This window comes from Anianabacter salinae, from assembly GCF_019061145.1.
Classification (GTDB): domain Bacteria; phylum Pseudomonadota; class Alphaproteobacteria; order Rhodobacterales; family Rhodobacteraceae; genus Anianibacter; species Anianibacter salinarum.
In genome coordinates this window covers 207,489-225,652 of the sequence record NZ_JAHQZS010000005.1, presented here as the reverse complement: position 1 = coordinate 225,652, position 18,164 = coordinate 207,489, and the positions used below count along the sequence as shown (strand labels likewise).

Below are 18,164 nucleotides of genomic sequence, written 5' to 3'. Positions count from 1 at the left end.
CGTCCCGCGTCCCGGGCCGTCATCTAGAAGGCCATGACACACACGCTTCTCTCCTTCGGCCACGGGTATTCCGCCCGCGCCCTTGCCCGCCGCCTCATGCCGCTTGGGTGGACGGTGATCGGCACCACCCGTAGCGCCGACAAGGCCGACCGTTTGCGCGCCGAGGGCACCGAGGCGCTGGTCTGGCCCGGTGACGACCTTGCGCCCGCGCTGGATCGCGCGACGCATATCCTGATCTCGGCAGGTCCGACCGAGGATGGTGACCCCGTCCTTGCGGCCGCGCGCGACCAGATCGCGGCGGCGGCGCCGCACATCAGCTGGGCCGGATACCTGTCGACAACCGGGGTCTACGGCGACCACGAAGGGGACTGGGTGGATGAGGATACGCCGCTGCGCCCGTCCACGAAACGCGGCGCGCTGCGGGTGCAGGCCGAGCGTGACTGGCGTGCGCTGGCGTCGGAAACCGGGCTGCCGCTGCACATCTTCCGCCTTGCGGGCATCTACGGCCCCGGGCGCGGCCCGTTTGAAAAGGTGCGCCAAGGCACCGCGCGCCGGATCATCAAGGAGGGGCAGGTGTTCTCGCGCACTCATGTCGACGACATCGCGCAGGTGCTGCACGCCTCGATCGACCGCCCGAACCCCGGCGCCGCCTACAACGTCTGCGACGACGATCCTGCCCCGCCGCAGGATGTGATCGCCCATGCTGCCGAACTTCTGGGCTTGCCGATCCCTGAGGCGGTGGCGTTCGAAGATGCCGATATGACCGCGATGGCGCGCAGTTTCTATGCCGAATCCAAGCGGGTGACGAACGACAGGATCAAGACCGATCTGGGCGTGCGGCTGATCTATCCCGACTACCGCGCCGGGCTGCGCGCGCTTTTGGCGGAAGAAACCGCGTAACGGGGTTTCTACCGCGCGACGGCCGCCACCGCTGCCGCAAGCGCCAGAAGAAGCACCACCCAGGACTGGTCCGCCGTGGCTGCGGCCTCATGCCGGATGATCGCGGGTTCCATGATGATCGTCGCGCCGGGTCCGTCGGCAGATGCGGTCAGCGGACACAGCGCGCACAGAAGAACCGATACTACAGTTCGCATTCTCGTGCCTCCCGATACCATATCTGGAGGGTAGCACCAAATATGCGCAACGCTAACTGATTTATGCGCGCTTGCCCGCGATCTTGGCCACGCCCATGACGCCAAGCACCTTCGCTTCGATGTCTTCGGCGTTCAGCTTGGCCACGGCATACATGTCGCGCGGCCCGGCCTGGTCGATGAAGATGTCCGGTAGGACCATCGAGCGGAATTTCAGCCCGTGGTCAAAGACGCCCTCTTCCGCGAGCAGATGCGCGACATGGCTGCCAAAGCCGCCAACCGCACCTTCCTCGATGGTGATGAGCGCGTCATGCCCTTCTGCCAGCTTCAGGATCAGGTCGCGGTCGAGCGGCTTGGCGAAACGTGCGTCGGCCACCGTGGGGGAAATCCCCTTTGCCTCAAGTGCTTCGCAGGCGGTCAGCACCTCGGACAGACGGGTGCCGAAGGACAGGATCGCGACGCCCTTGCCATCCCGGATCATCCGGCCCTTGCCGATCTCAAGCACCTCGCCGCGTTCCGGCATCGTCACGCCCGACCCTTCGCCGCGCGGATAGCGGAACGCGATGGGGCCGTCGTCATGGGCGGCCGCGGTGGCGACCATGTGCACCAGTTCCGCCTCGTCCGCGGCGGCCATCACCACGAACCCCGGCAGGTTGGACAGGAACGCCACGTCGAAGGCGCCCGCGTGCGTCGCACCGTCGGCGCCGACAAGCCCCGCACGGTCGATGGCGAACCGCACCGGCAACCGCTGGATCGCCACGTCATGCACCACCTGGTCATAGCCGCGCTGCAGGAACGTCGAATAGATCGCGGCAAAGGGTTTCATCCCGCCCGCCGCCAGACCGGCAGAGAACGTCACGCCGTGTTGTTCCGCGATGCCAACGTCGAAACACCGTTTGGGAAAGCGTTCCGCAAACAGGTTCAGTCCGGTGCCGTCGGGCATCGCCGCCGTGACCGCGACGATCCTGTCGTCGCGCGACGCCTCGTCCATCAGCGCGCGGGCGAAGACCTTGGTGTAGGACGGCGCGTTCGACGGCGCCTTCTTCTGCTCGCCGGTCACCACGTCGAATTTGGACACGCCGTGGCCCTTGTCGGCGGCGCCCTCGGCGGGAGCATAGCCCTTGCCTTTTTTGGTGATCGCGTGGATCAGAACCGGCCCGGTCGCCCGCGCCTTGACGGTGCGCAGGATCGGCAGAAGCTGGTCCATGTCATGCCCGTCGATGGGGCCGATGTAGCTGAACCCCAGTTCCTCGAACAACGTGCCGCCCACGGTCATCGTCTTGAGCATTTCCTTGGCCCGGCGCGCGCCTTCCTGGAACGGCATCGGCAGCAGCGACACCGCGCCCTTGGCGGCGGCCTTGAGTTCCTGAAACGGGGCACCGGCATAGAGCCGCGACAGGTAGGACGACATCGCCCCCACCGGCGGGGCGATGGACATCTCGTTGTCGTTCAGGATCACGATCAGCCGCTTGCCAAGGTGCCCGGCATTGTTCATCGCCTCATAGGCCATCCCTGCGCTCATCGCGCCGTCGCCGATCACCGCGATGGCGTCGCCCAGACCGGTCTCGGGCGCGCCGCCCAGATCGCGCGCCACGGCAAAGCCCAGCGCCGCGCTGATCGAGGTCGAGGAATGCGCAGCACCGAAGGGATCGTAGGGCGACTCGGATCGCTTGGTGAACCCCGACAGCCCGTCTTTCATCCGCAGGGTACGGATGCGATCGCGGCGCCCGGTGAGGATCTTGTGCGGATAGCACTGGTGGCTGACATCCCAGATCAGCTTGTCACGCGGGGTGTCGAAGACCGCATGAATGGCAACGGTCAGTTCCACCACGCCAAGGCCCGCACCCAGATGCCCGCCGGTGGTGCTGACCGCGTCGATGGTCTCGGCACGCAGCTCGTCGGCCAGCCGGTGCAGGTCATGGTCCGAGAACCGTTTCAAGTCGGCAGGGCTGGCGACCGTATCAAGAAGGGGCGTCGCGGGACCAGTCGTCATGGGGGCACCCTCCGGGGCGGGATTTCACATCTCGCGCGAGATAACGAAGCGCGCGGCCTCTCGCAAGGTTTCGGCCCTGGGGCCAAACGGCGCAAGCGCGTCGCAGGCTTCATCGACCAACGCGGCGGCGCGCTGTTTGGCTCCGTCCAGACCCAGCAGCGACACGAAGGTCGCCTTGCCCGCGTCGCCATCCTTGCGCAGTCGCTTGCCCGCCTTGGCCGCGTCGCCTTCGACGTCGAGAATGTCGTCGGCGATCTGAAACGCCAGCCCTAGCGCCGTCGCATAGCTGGTCATCGGCGCAAGGTCCGCCCGTGCGAGCCGCGCGCCCGCCTCGGCGGACCACTGGATCAACGCGCCCGTCTTGTTCGCCTGAAGCGCGGTGATCTGGTCCAGCGTCAGCGGTGCGGCAGAGGTTTCGGCGGCGATGTCCTGCGCCTGGCCCAGCACCATCCCCTCGGCCCCTGTCCCGCGCGCAAGCGACGCGATCAGGTCGATCCGCACGGCGGGGTCCGGGTGCGTGTCATCCCGCGCCAGAAGATCGAACGCCAGTGTCTGGAGCGCGTCGCCGACCAGAACCGCCGTCGCCTCGTCCCATTTGACATGAACTGTCGGCAGTCCGCGCCGAAGCGCGTCGTCGTCCATGCAGGGCAGATCATCATGGACAAGGCTGAAGGCGTGCAGAGCCTCGATCGCGGCGGCGGGCCAGATCGCGTGCGCGGCGTCCACATCATGCAGCGCGGCGCTTTCCAGCACGAGGAAGGCGCGCAGCCGCTTTCCGCCCGACAGGGCATGCGCCATGCCGTCGCGGATCACGCTGGGGGTCGTGGCCGAAAGCACTGTGTCAAGGCAGGCCTGAACGCTGTCCGCCCGAGCCGCCAACAGGTGCCGAAAGCTCACGGCGTGTCGAAGGGCTGGGTGCCTTTCGGCGCGCCGGATTCGTCGAGCGTAATCGCTGCGACCTTCTCCTCGGCTTCCTTGAGCTTGGTCTCGCACCGCTTTTTCAGCGCCGCGCCCCGCTCGTACAGCTTGATGGAATCCTCTAGCGGCACATCGCCGGACTCAAGGCGCCCAACCACGTCCTCCAGAGCCTTCATCGCTTCTTCGAAGCTCATTTCCTCGACCGGTTTGTCGCTCATGCGCCCCGCTCCATCAGAACCCTCACGTGTGCCGCGGCACTCGCGGCCAAGGCTTGAAGATCATAGCCGCCTTCGAGTGTCGAGACCACGCGCCCGTTGCAATGCCGCTCGGCGATGCCGCACAGCTTGCGCGTGAGCCAGATGAAATCCTCGGTCGACCATTCAAGCTGGGCCAGCGGATCGGCGGCATGGGCATCGAACCCCGCCGACAGGATCACCAGTTCCGGCGCGAAGGCGTCGAGCGCGGGGAAGACGGTGTTCTCGTAGGCGCGGCTCATCTCCTGCCAGCCGCTGCCGGGCTTCAGGGGCACGTTCAGGATCTGGCCATGCGCGCCCTTTTCCGCCGCAGCCCCGGTGCCGGGATAGAGCGGCATCTGGTGCGACGACACGAACAGCGCGCGCGGCTCGTCCCACAGCAGGTCTTGCGTGCCGTTGCCGTGATGCACGTCGAAATCCACCACGGCAACGCGGCTCAGCCCGTGGTGATCGAGCGCGCGTTTGGCGGCGATGGCGGCATTGCCGAAAAGGCAGAACCCCATCGCAGTCTCGCGCTCGGCATGGTGACCGGGCGGGCGCATCGCGACGAAGGCGTTGACGATCTCGCCCGACAGCACCGCATCGACGGCGGCGCAGCAGGCCCCCACGCCGCGCCGCGCCGCCTCCAGCGACGCGGGCGAGACATGCGTATCGGCATCCAGCGTAACCTGACCCTCGGACGGGATCGCCGCCGCGATGGCGTCGAGATACCGCTGCGGATGGCAACGCAGGATATCGGCATCATCGCACAAGGGCGCCTCGCGCCGGTCCAGAGCGGCGAAATCGTCTTGCTCCAGCGCGGCCATGATCGCCTGCCAGCGGGCCACCTGTTCTGGATGGCCGGGCGGCGTGACATGCTCGCCGGCCATGGCGTGGGTATACAACGCGGTGGCCATTCATCGCTCCTTCTTGGGCTTCTTCCTGGCCCAGATACTCCGTCCGCCGCTGGCCGTCAGTCGGGCTGCAACAGATAGCCCGCGCCGCGCACCGTCTGCAGGTAACGCGGAACCTTGGGGTTCGGCTCCAGCTTGCGCCGCAGCCGCGTCACCTGAACGTCGATGGCGCGGTCCTGAGCCGCATCGCCGGGACGCCCCAGCCGTTCGACCAGCGCGGCGCGGGCCATCGCCTCTCCGGGTTGGGCGGCAAGCAGACGCATCAGCGCCGATTCCGTCGCGGTCAGACGCACCATCGCCTCGCCATCCCACAATTCGCCGCGATCGAGGTCATAGCGCAGCGGTCCCAGGTACAGCAGGCGCGGCGTAGGGGTCGAAGCCTCGGGCGGCTTGCGGTCCAGCACGCGGTTGATCCGGTCGAGCAGGAACGCCGGTTCGAACGGTTTCTTGAGCGCCGCCTCGGCGCCGGCAGCGCGCGCGGCGTCACAATCCGCCTCGGACGAGGACAGCGCGATGATCGGCGCGGCGGTCTCATCCCGCAGTTCGGCGACGAGCGCGTCAGTCAAGGCATCGGGCAGCGGCGTGTCGATCACGATCAGGTCGAAGTCCAGCCCCGACAAGACGCGCCGCGCGTGGTCTGCACCCTTGCCGTTGGTGACGTAGAACCCGTTGCGCACGAAATATTTGCGCAAGAGCCCGCGAAACTGGTCGTCGGGCACCACGAGAAACAGATGCGCATCGGCGGGAACGGCCATCAGCCCTGATCCTTCAATGTGGTGAAATGCGAGCGCATCTCGGGGTCCATCATCGCCTCGAGGACACGGCGAAATCCGACGACGGCGTCGGGCCCTGCCAGGCGATACGCCTGCCGCATCCGGGCGCGCTGGGCATCGGACAGCTTCTGTTCAAGTTCGCTTCCCTGCGCGGTCAGGAACAGGTGCCTTTCGCGCTTGTCCCGGTTGCCGACGCGGCTGTCGACCAAGCCATCCTCGACCAGCGTGCGCAGCACGCGGTTCAGCGATTGCTTGGTCACGCCCAGCAGCGACAGCAGGTTGTTCACGGTGGTGCCGGGGCTGCGGTTGATGAAGTGGATGGCCCGGTGATGCGCACGGCCATAGCCGTAATCGGCAAGGATGCGGTCGGGATCGGCGGTAAAGCCGCGATAGGCGAAGAACATCGCCTCGATCCCCTTGCGCAGTTGTTCGTCGGTCAGGAACAGCAGCGTTTCACCGCCGCCGGCCCCGGCCCCGCCACTGTCCGCCATGCGCCTTGGCCTCCCTGTCGTGCTGACGTGACTTTATGTCAGCCTTGTTGACATTCCAACCCCCGACTGCTAGCGATTCCGCGAATTGGCGAAAGATAATGTCCGATTTGGACCTATCTGACGCAACTTTGCGCAACGCGCCGGAGGGGAAGACATCATGGCAGGTTCATACGACGATCGCGACGGCTTCATCTGGCTCGACGGCAAGCTGGTGCCCTGGCGCGAAGCGAACGTGCATATCCTGTCCCACGCGATGCACTACGCCTCATCCGTGTTCGAGGGCGAGCGCTGCTACAACGGCAAGATCTTCAAGAGCCGCGAACACTCCGAGCGCCTGCGCTTTTCGGGCCGCGAGCTGGACATGGAGATCCCCTACACCGTCGACGAGATCGAGGCGGCGAAATACGAGACGCTGAAAGCCAACAACCTGACCGAAGCCTATGTGCGCGCGGTCGCGTGGCGCGGCGCGGGCGAGGACATGGGCGTGTCGTCGGCGCGCAACCCGGTGCGGATGGCCGTCGCCGTCTGGGGCTGGGGCAACTACTACGGCGACGCCAAGATGAAGGGCGCCAAGCTGGACATTTCCAAATGGAAACGCCCGTCGCCCGAGACGATCCCGGTCCATGCCAAGGCCGCCGGTCTCTACATGATCTGCACCACCTCCAAGCACGCCGCCGAGGCCAAGGGCTGCTCGGACGCGCTGTTCATGGACTATCGCGGCTACATCGCCGAGGCGACCGGCGCCAACATCTTCTTCGTCAAGGACGGCGAGGTCCACACGCCCAAGCCCGACTGCTTCCTCAACGGCCTGACCCGCCAGACCGTGATCGGCATGCTGAAGGATCGCCAGATCACCGTCCACGAACGTCACATGGACCCCGGCGAGATGGAGGACATGCAGCAGTGCTGGCTGACCGGCACCGCCGCCGAAGTCACCCCCGTCGGCCAGATCGGCGACTACACCTTCGAGGTGGGCGCCCTGACGCGCGAGATCGCGGAAGGCTACGAGACGCTGGTCAGGAGCTAGGTGGTCTTCGGGGTTTGATCGCCAGGTAGACAGCAAACCTGTTCCGCAGAGTCTGGGATTTTGACTGAAACCTGTTCAAGGCGTCCTCCGTCTGTTGGATGTCTTGTCTAACGGTTGAAATGGCGAATGTGGCGAGCGGATCGTAGTCCGCTTGCTCTCGCTTGTTCTTCATCTCGATGAAGCGCCTTGCGAACCTCTTCAGGTCGTCATCCAAAGCCAGATGAAGCGCGGCCTCACATTGTTTCGAAATCTGCATGTGATCTGTTTGCCGGTAGACGGCCACATACATATCCCTATTGGCGGGTGCGGCCGACTCCTCGTCAAGCGGGCCAGAGAGAGCTTCGCATAGGCAATGGAACAACGCGTAGTAAAGGTCGCTGGTCGCCCGCCGCAGATCAGCCTCCGACTTGGACTTCGGGTCTGAAATCCGGGACCGCGCCGTGGTGACAAGCTGGTTACTCAGCAGCGACTGGCACTCCTGCGTCGAATTCGGAGACAAGGACCGGGACGGGAAGGCCTTTGATGTCACCGGAGGAATGAAGAGTCCAAAGGCGGTCCGAAACTTGGGCGGCCTTTTCCACATCCAGCGCGCCGGAGGTGGTCCGGTAGACGATAGTGACCCAAGTCACCAGCTCCTGGTCAGAATTCAACCGGTCTTCGATATGAACATCGACGACCGTGTCTTGGCCCAGCACCACTTCAACAGCGTCTCTGATGACCATTGGCCAACCCTTTCAAGTGATAATTGAAAGTATAGATTGGAATTCTAAAAAGACAACAAATTCAATGCAATGTAAGTGATTCAAAAGAATCGCTTTTCTGAAAATTACTGTATCCCCTTCGCCCGCACCTTGCGTTCGGCGGCGGTGCGCAGGCCAAGCTGGCGCTCTCGCAGAACGATCGCCACGCCTGCCGCGATCACCAGAGCCGCGCCCAGTAGCATTGGCACGGTCGGCACTTCGTTGAACCAGAAATACCCTACGATGATCGCCCAGATCATCGAAACGTAGGTGAACGGCGCCAAGACTCCGGCATCGGCAAAGCGATAGCTCGAGGTCAGAAGGATCTGGCCGATGCCGCCGATCACGCCCGCGCCGATCAGCCAGACCCATTCGATGCCTTGCGGCATCACCCAGCCGAACGGCACTGTGAACAGCGACAGCGTCGCGGCCGTCAGGGTGAAATAGAACACGATCGCCGCCGTGTTCTCGCGTGCGGACATCGACTTGACGAAGATCTGCGCCAGCGCGGCAAGCGTCGCCGAGCCCAATGTCACGATGGCGCCGAACAACGCGCCCTCGCCGCCCTCAAGCGACAGGCGCGGCCACATCACCACCATGACCCCCACGAGCCCGACCAACACAGCGGACAACCGGATCAGCCGCAGACGCTCTCCCAGGATCAGCGCCGCGAACAGCACGATCAGGATCGGCGTCGCAAAGCGGATCGCCGTCACCTCGGGCAGAGGCAGATAGCGCAGACCGGCAAACCCAAGCCCCATCGCGCAGCTGCCCGCGATGCCCCGCACGGCGTGGCCTTTCCAGTTTGCCGTCCGCAACCCGGCAGGAAAATTCCCCAGCCAGACCAGCCAGACGATCACGACCGGCAAGGAGGCGGCAGAGCGAAAGAATACCGCTTCCCCTGCAGGTATCCGGCCCGCCTCCTTGATGAAGGCCGACATGACGAGGAACAGCGACACGGCTGATATCATGAGAAGAATGCCGCGCAGGGGCTGCATGACCAGACCTTTCCGAAGGGACTGTCACAGCCATAGCGCGGCATTTCGGCAAGGGACAGGGCCCGTCAGGCCCTATCCGTTCGGATCGGCGACAACCGCCGCAGGATGGCGTCAGGCGAGGTGCCCGCGCTCGATCCGCAGGAATTGCTTGATCCGCGATCCATCGCTTTCGCCCTTGCGGCGGCGCAGCAGCATCTCGATCTTGGGATGCGCTGCCTCGTCGCCCGTAAGACGCTCGAGCGCGGCGTAGCGCACCACGCGCGACGTGTCCGAGGGGCGTTGATGGTCGATCAGGTGCCGGGTCATCTGGACCTCCTTTTCCGTCATGCTCCTATGGGGTCAGGATAGCACGGCTCGTCCCGTGCCCCCAAACCTCAGTTCGACATCTCTTCCGGCGTCATCCGCAGGACCGCGCCGTTCGGATCGTCCCACAGCGCCAGAAGAGCGCCATCCGGGGCGACGGCGATGTCGCGGATGCGGCGCTCGCCCATCATGAACCGCTCTTCTCCGGTCACCGTGTCACCGTCGAGCGACAGCCGAACGATGCCACCGGGCGACAGCGATGCGATCAGCAGATCGCCCTGCCAGTCGCCGAACATCTCGCCGTCGTAGAACACCATGTCGCCGGGCGCGATCACCGGGTCCCAGTAATAGCGCGGCTGTGCCATGCCGTCCTGAACCGCGTCGCCGGTGCCGACCTCGTTGCCGTTGTAGTTGACCCCGTAAGAGATCACAGGCCAGCCGTAGTTGGTGCCCGGCTCGATCCGGTTCAGCTCATCACCGCCCGCAGGTCCGTGCTCGATGGTCCAAAGCTGCCCGGTCTCGGGATGGATCGCCGCCCCCTGGACGTTGCGATGGCCGTAGGACCAGACCTGCCGCGCGGCGTCGCTGCGGGCCTCGCCGGTGTAGGGATTGCCCTCTGGAACCGTTCCGTCCAGCGCCACGCGCACGACCTTGCCGTAGGTGGTATCAAGATCCTGCGCGAACTCCCGTTCTTCCTGGGTGAAGTGCTCGCCGGTGGTGATGAAGGCATGGCCCTCGCCGTCAAAGACGATCCGGCTGCCATAATGCATCGGGCTGGGCGAAGACGGAGACTGGACGAAGATGTCCTCGACCTCTGTCACCTCGGTGCGGTCCTCGCTCAGAACGCCGCGCGCGGCTGCGGTGGCGCTTTCGCCGTTCTCCATCGGCTTAGCGTAAGTCCAGTAGATCATCCGGTCTTCGGCGAAATCGGGTCCGACCTTGACGTCCAGAAGCCCGCCCTGACGTTCCGCCAGCACCTCCGGCAGACCTTCGATGGGATCCGACAGCGTGCCGTCCTCGGACATCACGCGCATCCGGCCCGGGCGCTCGGTCACCAGCCAGCCGCCGTTCGGCAGCGCGTCGATGCCCCAGGGATGGACCAACTCGCCCGAGAACTCGCTGGCGGTCAGCGTGACGCCCGAGTCCATCGCGGGCGCGCGGGTCTGGTTTTCGAACGCAGGCTCGAAGCCTGCGTTCGGGGCGCCTTGCTCGACGGGGTCCTGCGCGACCGCGGGCGCGGCGATCAGCGAAAACAGCGCGCCGGCGAAAAGCGAAGTCTGACGGGTCATGACGGTCCTCCAGTCGTTGCAAACTCATGGGGGAAACTAACCCGCCCGGCGCGGCGTTCCATTCACGCCTTCGACAGGCGCGCCGCAGCCCAGCGCGCGGCATCCGCCACAGCAGGATCCGGATCGTCCAGCTTCGCCTGCGCCTCGGCCAAAAAGGCGGGCGCGCCCGAGTTGCCGATGGCATAAAGGACATTGCGCACGAAGCGGTCTCGCCCGATGCGCTTGACCGGGCCCCCCGAGAACCGCGCCCGAAACCCCGCATCGTCCAGCCGCACCAGGTCGGCCAGTGGCGGCGCGGTCATCCCGTCTTGCGCCAGAAGGCGCAGATCGCGCGCGTTCACCGCGAACTTGTTCCATGGACAGACGGCAAGGCAGTCGTCGCAGCCATAGATGCGATTGCCGAGCGCAGGGCGCAGCGCCTCGTCCACCGGCCCCGCGTGCTCGATCGTCAGGTAAGAGATGCAGCGCCTTGCATCCAGTTGGAACGGTGCGGGAAAGGCATCCGTCGGGCAGATGTCCAGACAGCGCGTGCAACTGCCGCAATGCTCCGCCTCGGGCGCGTCCGGCTCCAGCGCGATGGTGGTAAAGATCGCGCCCAGGAACACCCAGTTGCCAAAGTCCCGCGACAGAAGATTGGTGTGCTTTCCCTGCCAGCCCAGCCCTGCCGCCTGCGCCAGCGGCTTCTCCATCACCGGCGCGGTGTCCACAAAGACCTTGATCTCGGCGCCCGGAGCCTGATCCAGCAGCCAACGCCCGACCCGCTTGAGCCGCTTCTTGACCACGTCGTGATAGTCGCGCCCTTGCGCATAGACGGAAATCGCGCCGCGATCGCGCAACTCCAGCACGTCCAGCGGATCATGTTCGGGCGCATAGCTTTCGACCAGCATGACCACCGACCGCGCCTCGGGCCACAGCGCCGCAGGATCGCCGCGCCAGCCCATCCGTTCTGCCATCCATCCCATCTGTCCATGGCGCCCCGCGCCGACAAACGCCGACAGGCGCGCCGCCGCCTCGGGGATCGCATCGGGCGTCGTCACCCGGCAGGCGATGAACCCCGCCTCCAACGCCTCGACCGCCAGCCGTGATTTGAGATCATCCGCCAGGCCCGCGCCCCCTCATCTTTGGTCCATAAATACCTCCAGGGGGGTCTGGGGGGACAGCGTCCCCCCAGCCTCTCCGCCTAGAAATCCAGGTCGGCATAATGCGGCGGCGGCAGAAAGCCCGGCACCGCGTCCGCCAGGATCGACCGGAACGCCGGGCGCGACTTGATCTTGGCGTACCATTCCTTGACGTTCGCGCTGCGGTTCCAGTCCACATCCGAGATGTAATCGAGCGACGACAGATGTGCGGCGGCGGCAAAATCGGCCAGGGTCAGCACGTCGCCCGCCAGCCAGCGCCGCTTGTCCAGAAGCCAGGCCATGTAGTCGAGGTGATACTTGATCCGCTGCGCGCCCGATTTCACGTTCTTGGAATCCGGATAGCCGCGTCCCATCACCTTCTTGTTCACCCGCTCATACAGCAGCTTCGATGTCACCTCGTGGTGGAACTTGTCGTCGAACCACGCCACCAGCCGCCGCACCTCGTAGCGCGCTTCGGGCGCGCGGGGCAGCAGCGGCGGCTCGGGGTGCAATTCCTCGATCAGCTCGCAGATCGCGGTCGACTCGGCCAGCGTCATCGACCCCAGCTTGAGGACCGGCACCTTGCCTGCGGGGTTGCGGCGCAGGAAATCGGGCTCGGGATCCCAATAGCGTTCCTCGACCAGCTCGACCTCGATCTTCTTCTCGGCAAGCGACAGCCGCACCTTGCGGCAGAACGGGGACAGGGGAACATGGAACAGGCGGTTCATGGGGGCTCCGCGAACGAGGGACTGCGGGACACTTAGCGCCTTGGACGGGGCGGCTTCAACTCTCGAAACAGGATGCGCGGCCATCGGCGGCGATTGTCGCCGCCCCGTCGGCGATCCCGGCGGCGCGTTGCCGAAGCTGAGCGGACGGCTGCGAGGCAGAGCGGTCCTTGGGGTTCGGAAGCACAGCGGCCAGCCGCGCGGCCTGAACCGGGGTCAGATCGGCGGCGGCGACGCCGTAGTAATGCAGCGCGGCGGCGCGCACGCCAAAGACGCCCTCGTCGAACTCTGCGACGTTCAGATACACCTCGATGATCCGGCGCTTGGACCAGACCAGTTCCATCACCGGGGTCATCAGCGCCTCGAGCGCCTTGCGCAGCCAGCTGCGCCCCTGCCAGAGAAAGGCGTTCTTGACCACTTGCTGGCTGATGGTCGAGGCGCCGCGGGTGGCGCCGTCTTCCAGCGCCGTGCGGATGGCGCCCATGTCGAAGCCCCAGTGCAGGCAGAAATTGGCATCCTCTGCCGCGACCGCCGCACGGGCCATCACCGGAGCGATGTCTTCAAGATCGGCCCATTGCCGATCGACGCCGCCCAGCCGCGCGGCCTCGGACCGGATGTAGGGCGTCGTGGGCGGGTCGAGGACGGTGTAGACCGATATCCAGATCAGCAGGAGGGTCGCCACGACCACGACGCCGCGCGCGGCCCAGCGCAGCACCCAGGCCGCGCCGCGCCGCACGGGCCCTGCCCTGGTCCTTCGCCGTCTGGTCGATGTCCGCTTTGCCATGGAAGTGTCTTAGGACAGCGGCGGGTGCGCGGAAAGCCCGATCCTGATCCCGCGTGATGCGAGACCGGGGCGGCCGTTGGTGCCATCCTTCAGACGGAGCGCTTGCCGGGGGGCCGAGGCCGGGGGAGGCGCTGCCTCCCCCGGACCCCCTCCGGAGTATTTACGGACCAAAGATGCGATGATCCGGCCCGTCTGTCATTCCGCCGGGATTGCCTCCTTGGGCAGGACGACGGGCACGTCGAGCTTGCCCAGCATCTCGCGCGGGACGATCTGCAGGAAACGCGATTTTTCGCTGTCCCAATGCTGCAGGATGTCCTTGGCCTTGACCGAGTGGGTTTCGGACGCGTGCCGTTCGATCATCGCCTTCAACTCGTCCTCGTAATGGCCCTCGTTCACCGGGCAGGTGACGATGGTTTCCATGTTGAGGACCGCCTGCGTATCGCCCGTCTCGTCATAGAGATAGGCCATGCCGCCGGTCATGCCCGCGCCGAAGTTGGCGCCGATCGTGCCGAGGATCACGGCGAGACCGCCGGTCATGTATTCGCAGCCGTTCGAGCCGCAGCCCTCGACCACCACCTTTGCGCCCGAGTTGCGCACGCAGAACCGCTCGCCCGCGCGGCCTGCCGCGAAGAGGTAGCCGTCTGTTGCGCCATACAGCACCGTATTGCCGATGATCGTATTCTCGGACGCCTTCAGCGGCGAGGCCATCGGCGGACGCACGACGACGGTGCCGCCGGACAGGCCCTTGCCGACATAGTCGTTGGCATCGCCCGACACTTCCAGTTTCAGCCCAGGTGCCGCGAAGGCGCCGAGCGACTGGCCGGCAGACCCCGACAGCTTGATCGTCAGGTGATCGGGCTGCAGGTCGTTGCGCATCCCGAAGCGTTTGACGATGTGGCTGGAGACCCGCGTGCCGATGGTCCGGTCGGTGTTGCGCACCGCGTAGGACAACTGCATCTTCTCGCCATCTTCAAGGAAGCGCGCGGCGTCCTTGACGATCTCGGCGTCGAGCGTGTCGAGCACCTCGTTGCGGGGCTTGTTGCGGTCATAGCGGATCGAGCCCGCGCCATCGACGGTGATCAGCAGCGGGTTGAGGTCGAGGTCATCCAGATGCGCCGCGCCGCGGCTGACCTGCGCCAGCCGGTCGGCGCGGCCGATCACCTCGTCGAGCGAGCGGGCACCGATGGACGCCAGCACCTCGCGCACTTCCTGCGCGTAGAAGGTGATGAGGTTCACGACCTTGTCGGCGTTGCCGGTGAACTTGGCGCGCAGCTTGTCGTCCTGCGTGCAGACGCCCACCGGGCAGGTGTTCGACTGGCACTGGCGCACCATGATGCAGCCCATCGCGATCAGCGCGGCGGTGCCGATGCCGTATTCCTCGGCGCCCATCATCGCGGCCATGACGATGTCGCGGCCCGTGCGCAGACCACCATCGGTGCGCAGCGTGACGCGGCCCCGCAGGTTGTTCATCGCAAGAACCTGATGCGCCTCGGTCAGGCCCATTTCCCACGGCAGGCCGGCATACTTGATCGACGTCGCGGGCGAGGCGCCGGTGCCGCCGTTGTGCCCCGAGATCAGGATGACGTCGGCCTTGGCCTTGGCCACGCCCGCCGCGATGGTCCCCACGCCCGAGGACGCCACCAGCTTGACCGTGACCTTGGCGCGCGGGTTGATCTGCTTGAGGTCGTAGATCAGCTGCGCGAGGTCTTCGATCGAGTAGATGTCGTGGTGCGGCGGCGGGGAGATCAGCGTCACGCCGGGCGTCGAATGGCGCAGGCGCGCGATCAGCGCCGTGACCTTCATGCCGGGCAGCTGGCCACCCTCGCCGGGCTTGGCGCCTTGCGCGACCTTGATTTCAAGTTCTTCGCAGTGGTTGAGGTATTCGGCGGTGACGCCAAAGCGCCCCGAAGCCACCTGCTTGATCTTGGCCGACGGGTTGTCGCCATTCGCCTCGGGCGTGAAATGCGCCGGGTCTTCGCCGCCCTCGCCGCTGTCGGACTTGGCACCGATGCGGTTCATGGCCACGTTCAGGGTCTTGTGTGCCTCGGGCGACAGCGCGCCCAGCGACATGCCGGGGGTCACGAACCGCTTGCGGATCGAGGTGATCGATTCGACTTCTTCCAGCGGGATCGCGGGGCCAAGCGGCTTGATGTCGAGAAGGTCGCGCAGGTGGATCGGCGGTGCAGAGCGCATCTTGGCTGAATACTGCTTCCACATCTCGAAGGACGCGCGGTCGCAGGCGGCCTGCAGAAGGTGCATCGCCTGCGCCTCCCAGGCGTGGGTCTCGCCAGAGCGGCGCGCCTTGTAGAAGCCGCCGATGGGCAGCACGTCCGAGCCGCCGCGCCAGCCGAGCGCATGCACCGACACCAGCTTTTTCTGGATGCCGCTGACACCGATGCCGGAAATCCGGCTGTGCATGCCGGGGAAATATTCCGCGCACATCGCACGGCTCAGGCCGACCGCCTCGAAGTTGAGGCCGCCGCGATAGGACGACACCACCGAGATGCCCATCTTGGACATGATCTTGAGGATGCCGAGGTCGATCGCGCTGCGATAGCGGCTGACGGCCTCGGTCAGGCCACCGTCGACCAGGCCGCGTTCGATGCGGTCGGCGATGCTGTCCTCGGCCAGATACGGGTTCACCGTGGTGGCGCCGCAGCCGATCAGGACGGCGAAATAATGGGGGTCGATACATTCCGCCGAGCGCACGTTGAGCGAGCAGAAGGTGCGCAGGCCCTTCTTGGTCAGCCATGAATGCACCGCCGATGTCGCAAGGATCATCGGCATCGGCACCTTGCCCTCGTCCTGCATATGGTCGGTCAGAACGAGATGCCCGGCACCAGAACGCACGGCGTCCTCGGCCTCGGCGCGGATGCGGGCCAGACCGTCGCGCAGCGCCTGGTCATCGGCATCGACCGCGAAGGTGCAGTCGATCTCGACCATGTCGGCGTTGAAATGCGTCTTCAGCTCGTTGAACTGCGCGTTGCCGACAAAAGGGCTTTCCAGCACGAGGATCTCGGTCTGGCTGCTGTCCTCGTCGAGCACGTTCTTGAGGTTGCCGAACCGCGTCTTCAGCGACATCACCCGGTGTTCGCGCAAGCTGTCGATGGGCGGATTCGTCACCTGGCTGAAGTTCTGCCGGAAGAAATGCGACAGCGGGCGGTATTTCTCGGACAGGACGGCGGGGGGCGTGTCGTCGCCCATCGAGGCGATCGCCTCTTTCCCGTCCTCGGCCATCGGCGCGAGGATCGATTCCAGTTCCTCGACCGAGTATCCGGCGGCGACCTGCCGCTTGCGCAGCTCTGCCCCGGAGAACAGCGGCTTTTCCGTCACGCCCGACAGGAAGTCGTCAAGCTCGTTGATCTTGCCGACCCATTCGCCGAACGGCTGGGCGGCGGCCAGCTTGTCCTTGATCTGTGTGTCGTGGAACAGCTTGCCGTCCTTCATGTCGACAGCCAGCATCTGTCCGGGGCCAAGCGCGCCCTTCTCGATCACGCGGGATTCGTCGACGGGAACCATGCCCGCCTCGGACCCGGCGATCACCAGCCCGTCGCCGGTGACGACATAGCGCATCGGGCGCAGGCCGTTGCGGTCAAGCCCGGCGCAGACCCAGCGGCCATCGGTCATGGCAAGCGCGGCGGGGCCGTCCCACGGCTCCATCACGGCGTTGCAGTAGGCGTACATGTCGCGCCACGCCTCGGGCAGTTCGACCCGCTGCTTGGACCACGACTCCGGCACCAGCATCGTCTTGGCCATCGGCGCGTTGCGGCCCGCGCGCACCAGCACCTCGAACACGGAATCGAGCGCGGCGGAGTCCGACGATCCGGCGGGGACGATCGGCTTGATGTCCTCGGCCATGTCGCCGAATGCGCCCGAGGCCATGCGAATCTCGTGGCTTTTCATCCAGTTGACGTTGCCCTTGAGCGTGTTGATCTCGCCGTTGTGGGCCAGCATGCGGAACGGCTGCGCCAGCCACCACTGCGGGAAGGTGTTGGTGGAATAGCGCTGGTGGTAGATCGCAAAGGCGGATTCGAAACGTTCATCCTGAAGGTCGGGATAGAATTCCGACACGTCCTGCGCCAGCATCATGCCCTTGTAGATGATCGAGCGGCACGACAGCGACGCAAGATACAGCGTAGGCACCTGCGCGGCGGCGGCGGCCTTCTCGATGCGGCGGCGGATGACATACAACTCGCGCTCGAAGGTTTCTTCGTCGACGCCCTTGGAGTTGGAAATCAGGATCTGCTCGATCTCGGGGCGGGTGGCGTTGGCCTTTTCGCCCAGAACCTCGATGTTCACCGGGACGTGGCGCCAGCCGTAGATGTAATAGCCCATCCGCAGCACTTCGGATTCAACGATGGTGCGGCAGGTTTCCTGCGCGCCGAAATCGGTGCGGGGCAGGAAAACCTGTCCGACGGCGATCATCTCGTCCTTGCGGGGCGCGTGGCCAGTGCGGGCGACCTGGTCATAGAAGAACGGCACCGGGATCTGCACATGGATGCCTGCGCCGTCGCCGGTCTTACCGTCAGCATCGACAGCGCCGCGGTGCCAGACGGCTTTCAGCGCGCTGATGCCATGTTCGACCACCTTGCGCGACGGGGTTCCGTCGACCGACACGACAAGGCCCACACCGCAGGACGCATGTTCGTCCTCGGGCTTGTAGAGACCGTTCTCGGCCATGAAGGCGCGCTTGGCTTCTTCGCGGGCGACCCAGGCGGCGTCATAGGTGGTCATGGTCGTGATCCTTCCCTTGATGTGGGGGACTCG

At 65.6% G+C, this 18,164-nt stretch carries 17 protein-coding genes; 2 read left to right on the top strand and 15 right to left on the bottom strand.

Going from position 1 to position 18,164, the window contains the following annotated elements:
* The first annotated feature begins 33 nt into the window (after positions 1 to 33).
* Positions 34 to 900, top strand: coding sequence for an SDR family oxidoreductase (locus KTJ87_RS14540; RefSeq protein WP_267139863.1), 867 nt, complete (start codon positions 34 to 36; stop codon positions 898 to 900).
* A gap of 8 nt (positions 901 to 908) precedes the next feature.
* Here KTJ87_RS14540 and KTJ87_RS14535 read toward each other — a convergent pair whose 3' ends face one another.
* The 7 genes from KTJ87_RS14535 to KTJ87_RS14505 form a co-directional block, all read right to left on the bottom strand.
* Positions 909 to 1,094 (bottom strand): hypothetical protein, encoded by a 186-nt coding sequence (locus KTJ87_RS14535; RefSeq protein WP_267139862.1) that lies wholly within the window; start codon positions 1,092 to 1,094, stop codon positions 909 to 911.
* Positions 1,095 to 1,155: 61 nt separating this feature from the next.
* Positions 1,156 to 3,084: a 1-deoxy-D-xylulose-5-phosphate synthase gene (gene dxs, locus KTJ87_RS14530; protein ID WP_267139861.1), complete on the bottom strand. Its 1,929-nt coding sequence runs from the start codon at positions 3,082 to 3,084 to the stop codon at positions 1,156 to 1,158.
* 24 nt (positions 3,085 to 3,108) lie between these two features.
* The gene (locus KTJ87_RS14525) at positions 3,109 to 3,981 is read right to left on the bottom strand and encodes a polyprenyl synthetase family protein (protein ID WP_323371817.1); all 873 of its coding nucleotides are present in this window, start codon (positions 3,979 to 3,981) and stop codon (positions 3,109 to 3,111) included.
* Positions 3,978 to 4,220, bottom strand: a complete 243-nt coding sequence (locus tag KTJ87_RS14520) for an exodeoxyribonuclease VII small subunit (protein ID WP_267139860.1) — start codon at positions 4,218 to 4,220, stop codon at positions 3,978 to 3,980. The genes KTJ87_RS14525 and KTJ87_RS14520 overlap by 4 nt, the downstream gene beginning before the upstream one ends.
* Complete coding sequence (locus tag KTJ87_RS14515; RefSeq protein WP_267139859.1) at positions 4,217 to 5,152, bottom strand: histone deacetylase family protein; 936 nt, start codon at positions 5,150 to 5,152, stop codon at positions 4,217 to 4,219. Before KTJ87_RS14515 ends, KTJ87_RS14520 begins: the two co-directional genes overlap by 4 nt.
* Positions 5,153 to 5,208: 56 nt before the next feature.
* Positions 5,209 to 5,904, bottom strand: a complete 696-nt coding sequence (locus KTJ87_RS14510) for a winged helix-turn-helix domain-containing protein (protein ID WP_267139858.1) — start codon at positions 5,902 to 5,904, stop codon at positions 5,209 to 5,211.
* The gene (locus KTJ87_RS14505) at positions 5,904 to 6,413 is read right to left on the bottom strand and encodes a MarR family winged helix-turn-helix transcriptional regulator (RefSeq protein WP_267139857.1); all 510 of its coding nucleotides are present in this window, start codon (positions 6,411 to 6,413) and stop codon (positions 5,904 to 5,906) included. Before KTJ87_RS14505 ends, KTJ87_RS14510 begins: the two co-directional genes overlap by 1 nt.
* A 157-nt stretch (positions 6,414 to 6,570) precedes the next feature.
* Here KTJ87_RS14505 and KTJ87_RS14500 point away from each other — a divergent pair, with 157 nt between their 5' ends.
* Positions 6,571 to 7,440, top strand: coding sequence for a branched-chain amino acid aminotransferase (locus KTJ87_RS14500; protein WP_267139856.1), 870 nt, complete (start codon positions 6,571 to 6,573; stop codon positions 7,438 to 7,440).
* A gap of 455 nt (positions 7,441 to 7,895) precedes the next feature.
* Here KTJ87_RS14500 and KTJ87_RS14495 read toward each other — a convergent pair whose 3' ends face one another.
* The 8 genes from KTJ87_RS14495 to gltB all read right to left on the bottom strand — a co-directional run bounded on the left by KTJ87_RS14495 (position 7,896) and on the right by gltB (position 18,131).
* The gene (locus KTJ87_RS14495; protein WP_267139855.1) at positions 7,896 to 8,162 is read right to left on the bottom strand and encodes a hypothetical protein; all 267 of its coding nucleotides are present in this window, start codon (positions 8,160 to 8,162) and stop codon (positions 7,896 to 7,898) included.
* A gap of 104 nt (positions 8,163 to 8,266) precedes the next feature.
* A complete protein-coding gene (locus tag KTJ87_RS14490; protein ID WP_267139854.1) occupies positions 8,267 to 9,178 on the bottom strand; it encodes a DMT family transporter in 912 nt (303 codons plus the stop codon).
* Positions 9,179 to 9,289: 111 nt separating this feature from the next.
* Positions 9,290 to 9,484: a hypothetical protein gene (locus tag KTJ87_RS14485; protein ID WP_267139853.1), complete on the bottom strand. Its 195-nt coding sequence runs from the start codon at positions 9,482 to 9,484 to the stop codon at positions 9,290 to 9,292.
* 68 nt (positions 9,485 to 9,552) lie between these two features.
* Positions 9,553 to 10,770 carry a PQQ-dependent sugar dehydrogenase gene (locus KTJ87_RS14480; protein ID WP_267139852.1) on the bottom strand — a complete coding sequence of 406 codons (1,218 nt, stop codon included), beginning with the start codon at positions 10,768 to 10,770 and terminating at the stop codon, positions 9,553 to 9,555.
* Between the two features lie 62 nt (positions 10,771 to 10,832).
* Positions 10,833 to 11,834 carry a tRNA epoxyqueuosine(34) reductase QueG gene (gene queG, locus KTJ87_RS14475; RefSeq protein ID WP_267139851.1) on the bottom strand — a complete coding sequence of 334 codons (1,002 nt, stop codon included), beginning with the start codon at positions 11,832 to 11,834 and terminating at the stop codon, positions 10,833 to 10,835.
* A 116-nt stretch (positions 11,835 to 11,950) separates the two neighbouring features.
* Complete coding sequence (fzlA, locus tag KTJ87_RS14470) at positions 11,951 to 12,616, bottom strand: FtsZ-binding protein FzlA (RefSeq protein ID WP_267139850.1); 666 nt, start codon at positions 12,614 to 12,616, stop codon at positions 11,951 to 11,953.
* A 55-nt stretch (positions 12,617 to 12,671) separates the two neighbouring features.
* Positions 12,672 to 13,397: a monofunctional biosynthetic peptidoglycan transglycosylase gene (gene mtgA / locus KTJ87_RS14465; protein WP_267139849.1), complete on the bottom strand. Its 726-nt coding sequence runs from the start codon at positions 13,395 to 13,397 to the stop codon at positions 12,672 to 12,674.
* Positions 13,398 to 13,592: 195 nt separating this feature from the next.
* Positions 13,593 to 18,131 carry a glutamate synthase large subunit gene (gene gltB, locus KTJ87_RS14460; protein WP_267139848.1) on the bottom strand — a complete coding sequence of 1,513 codons (4,539 nt, stop codon included), beginning with the start codon at positions 18,129 to 18,131 and terminating at the stop codon, positions 13,593 to 13,595.
* Positions 18,132 to 18,164 lie beyond the last annotated feature (33 nt).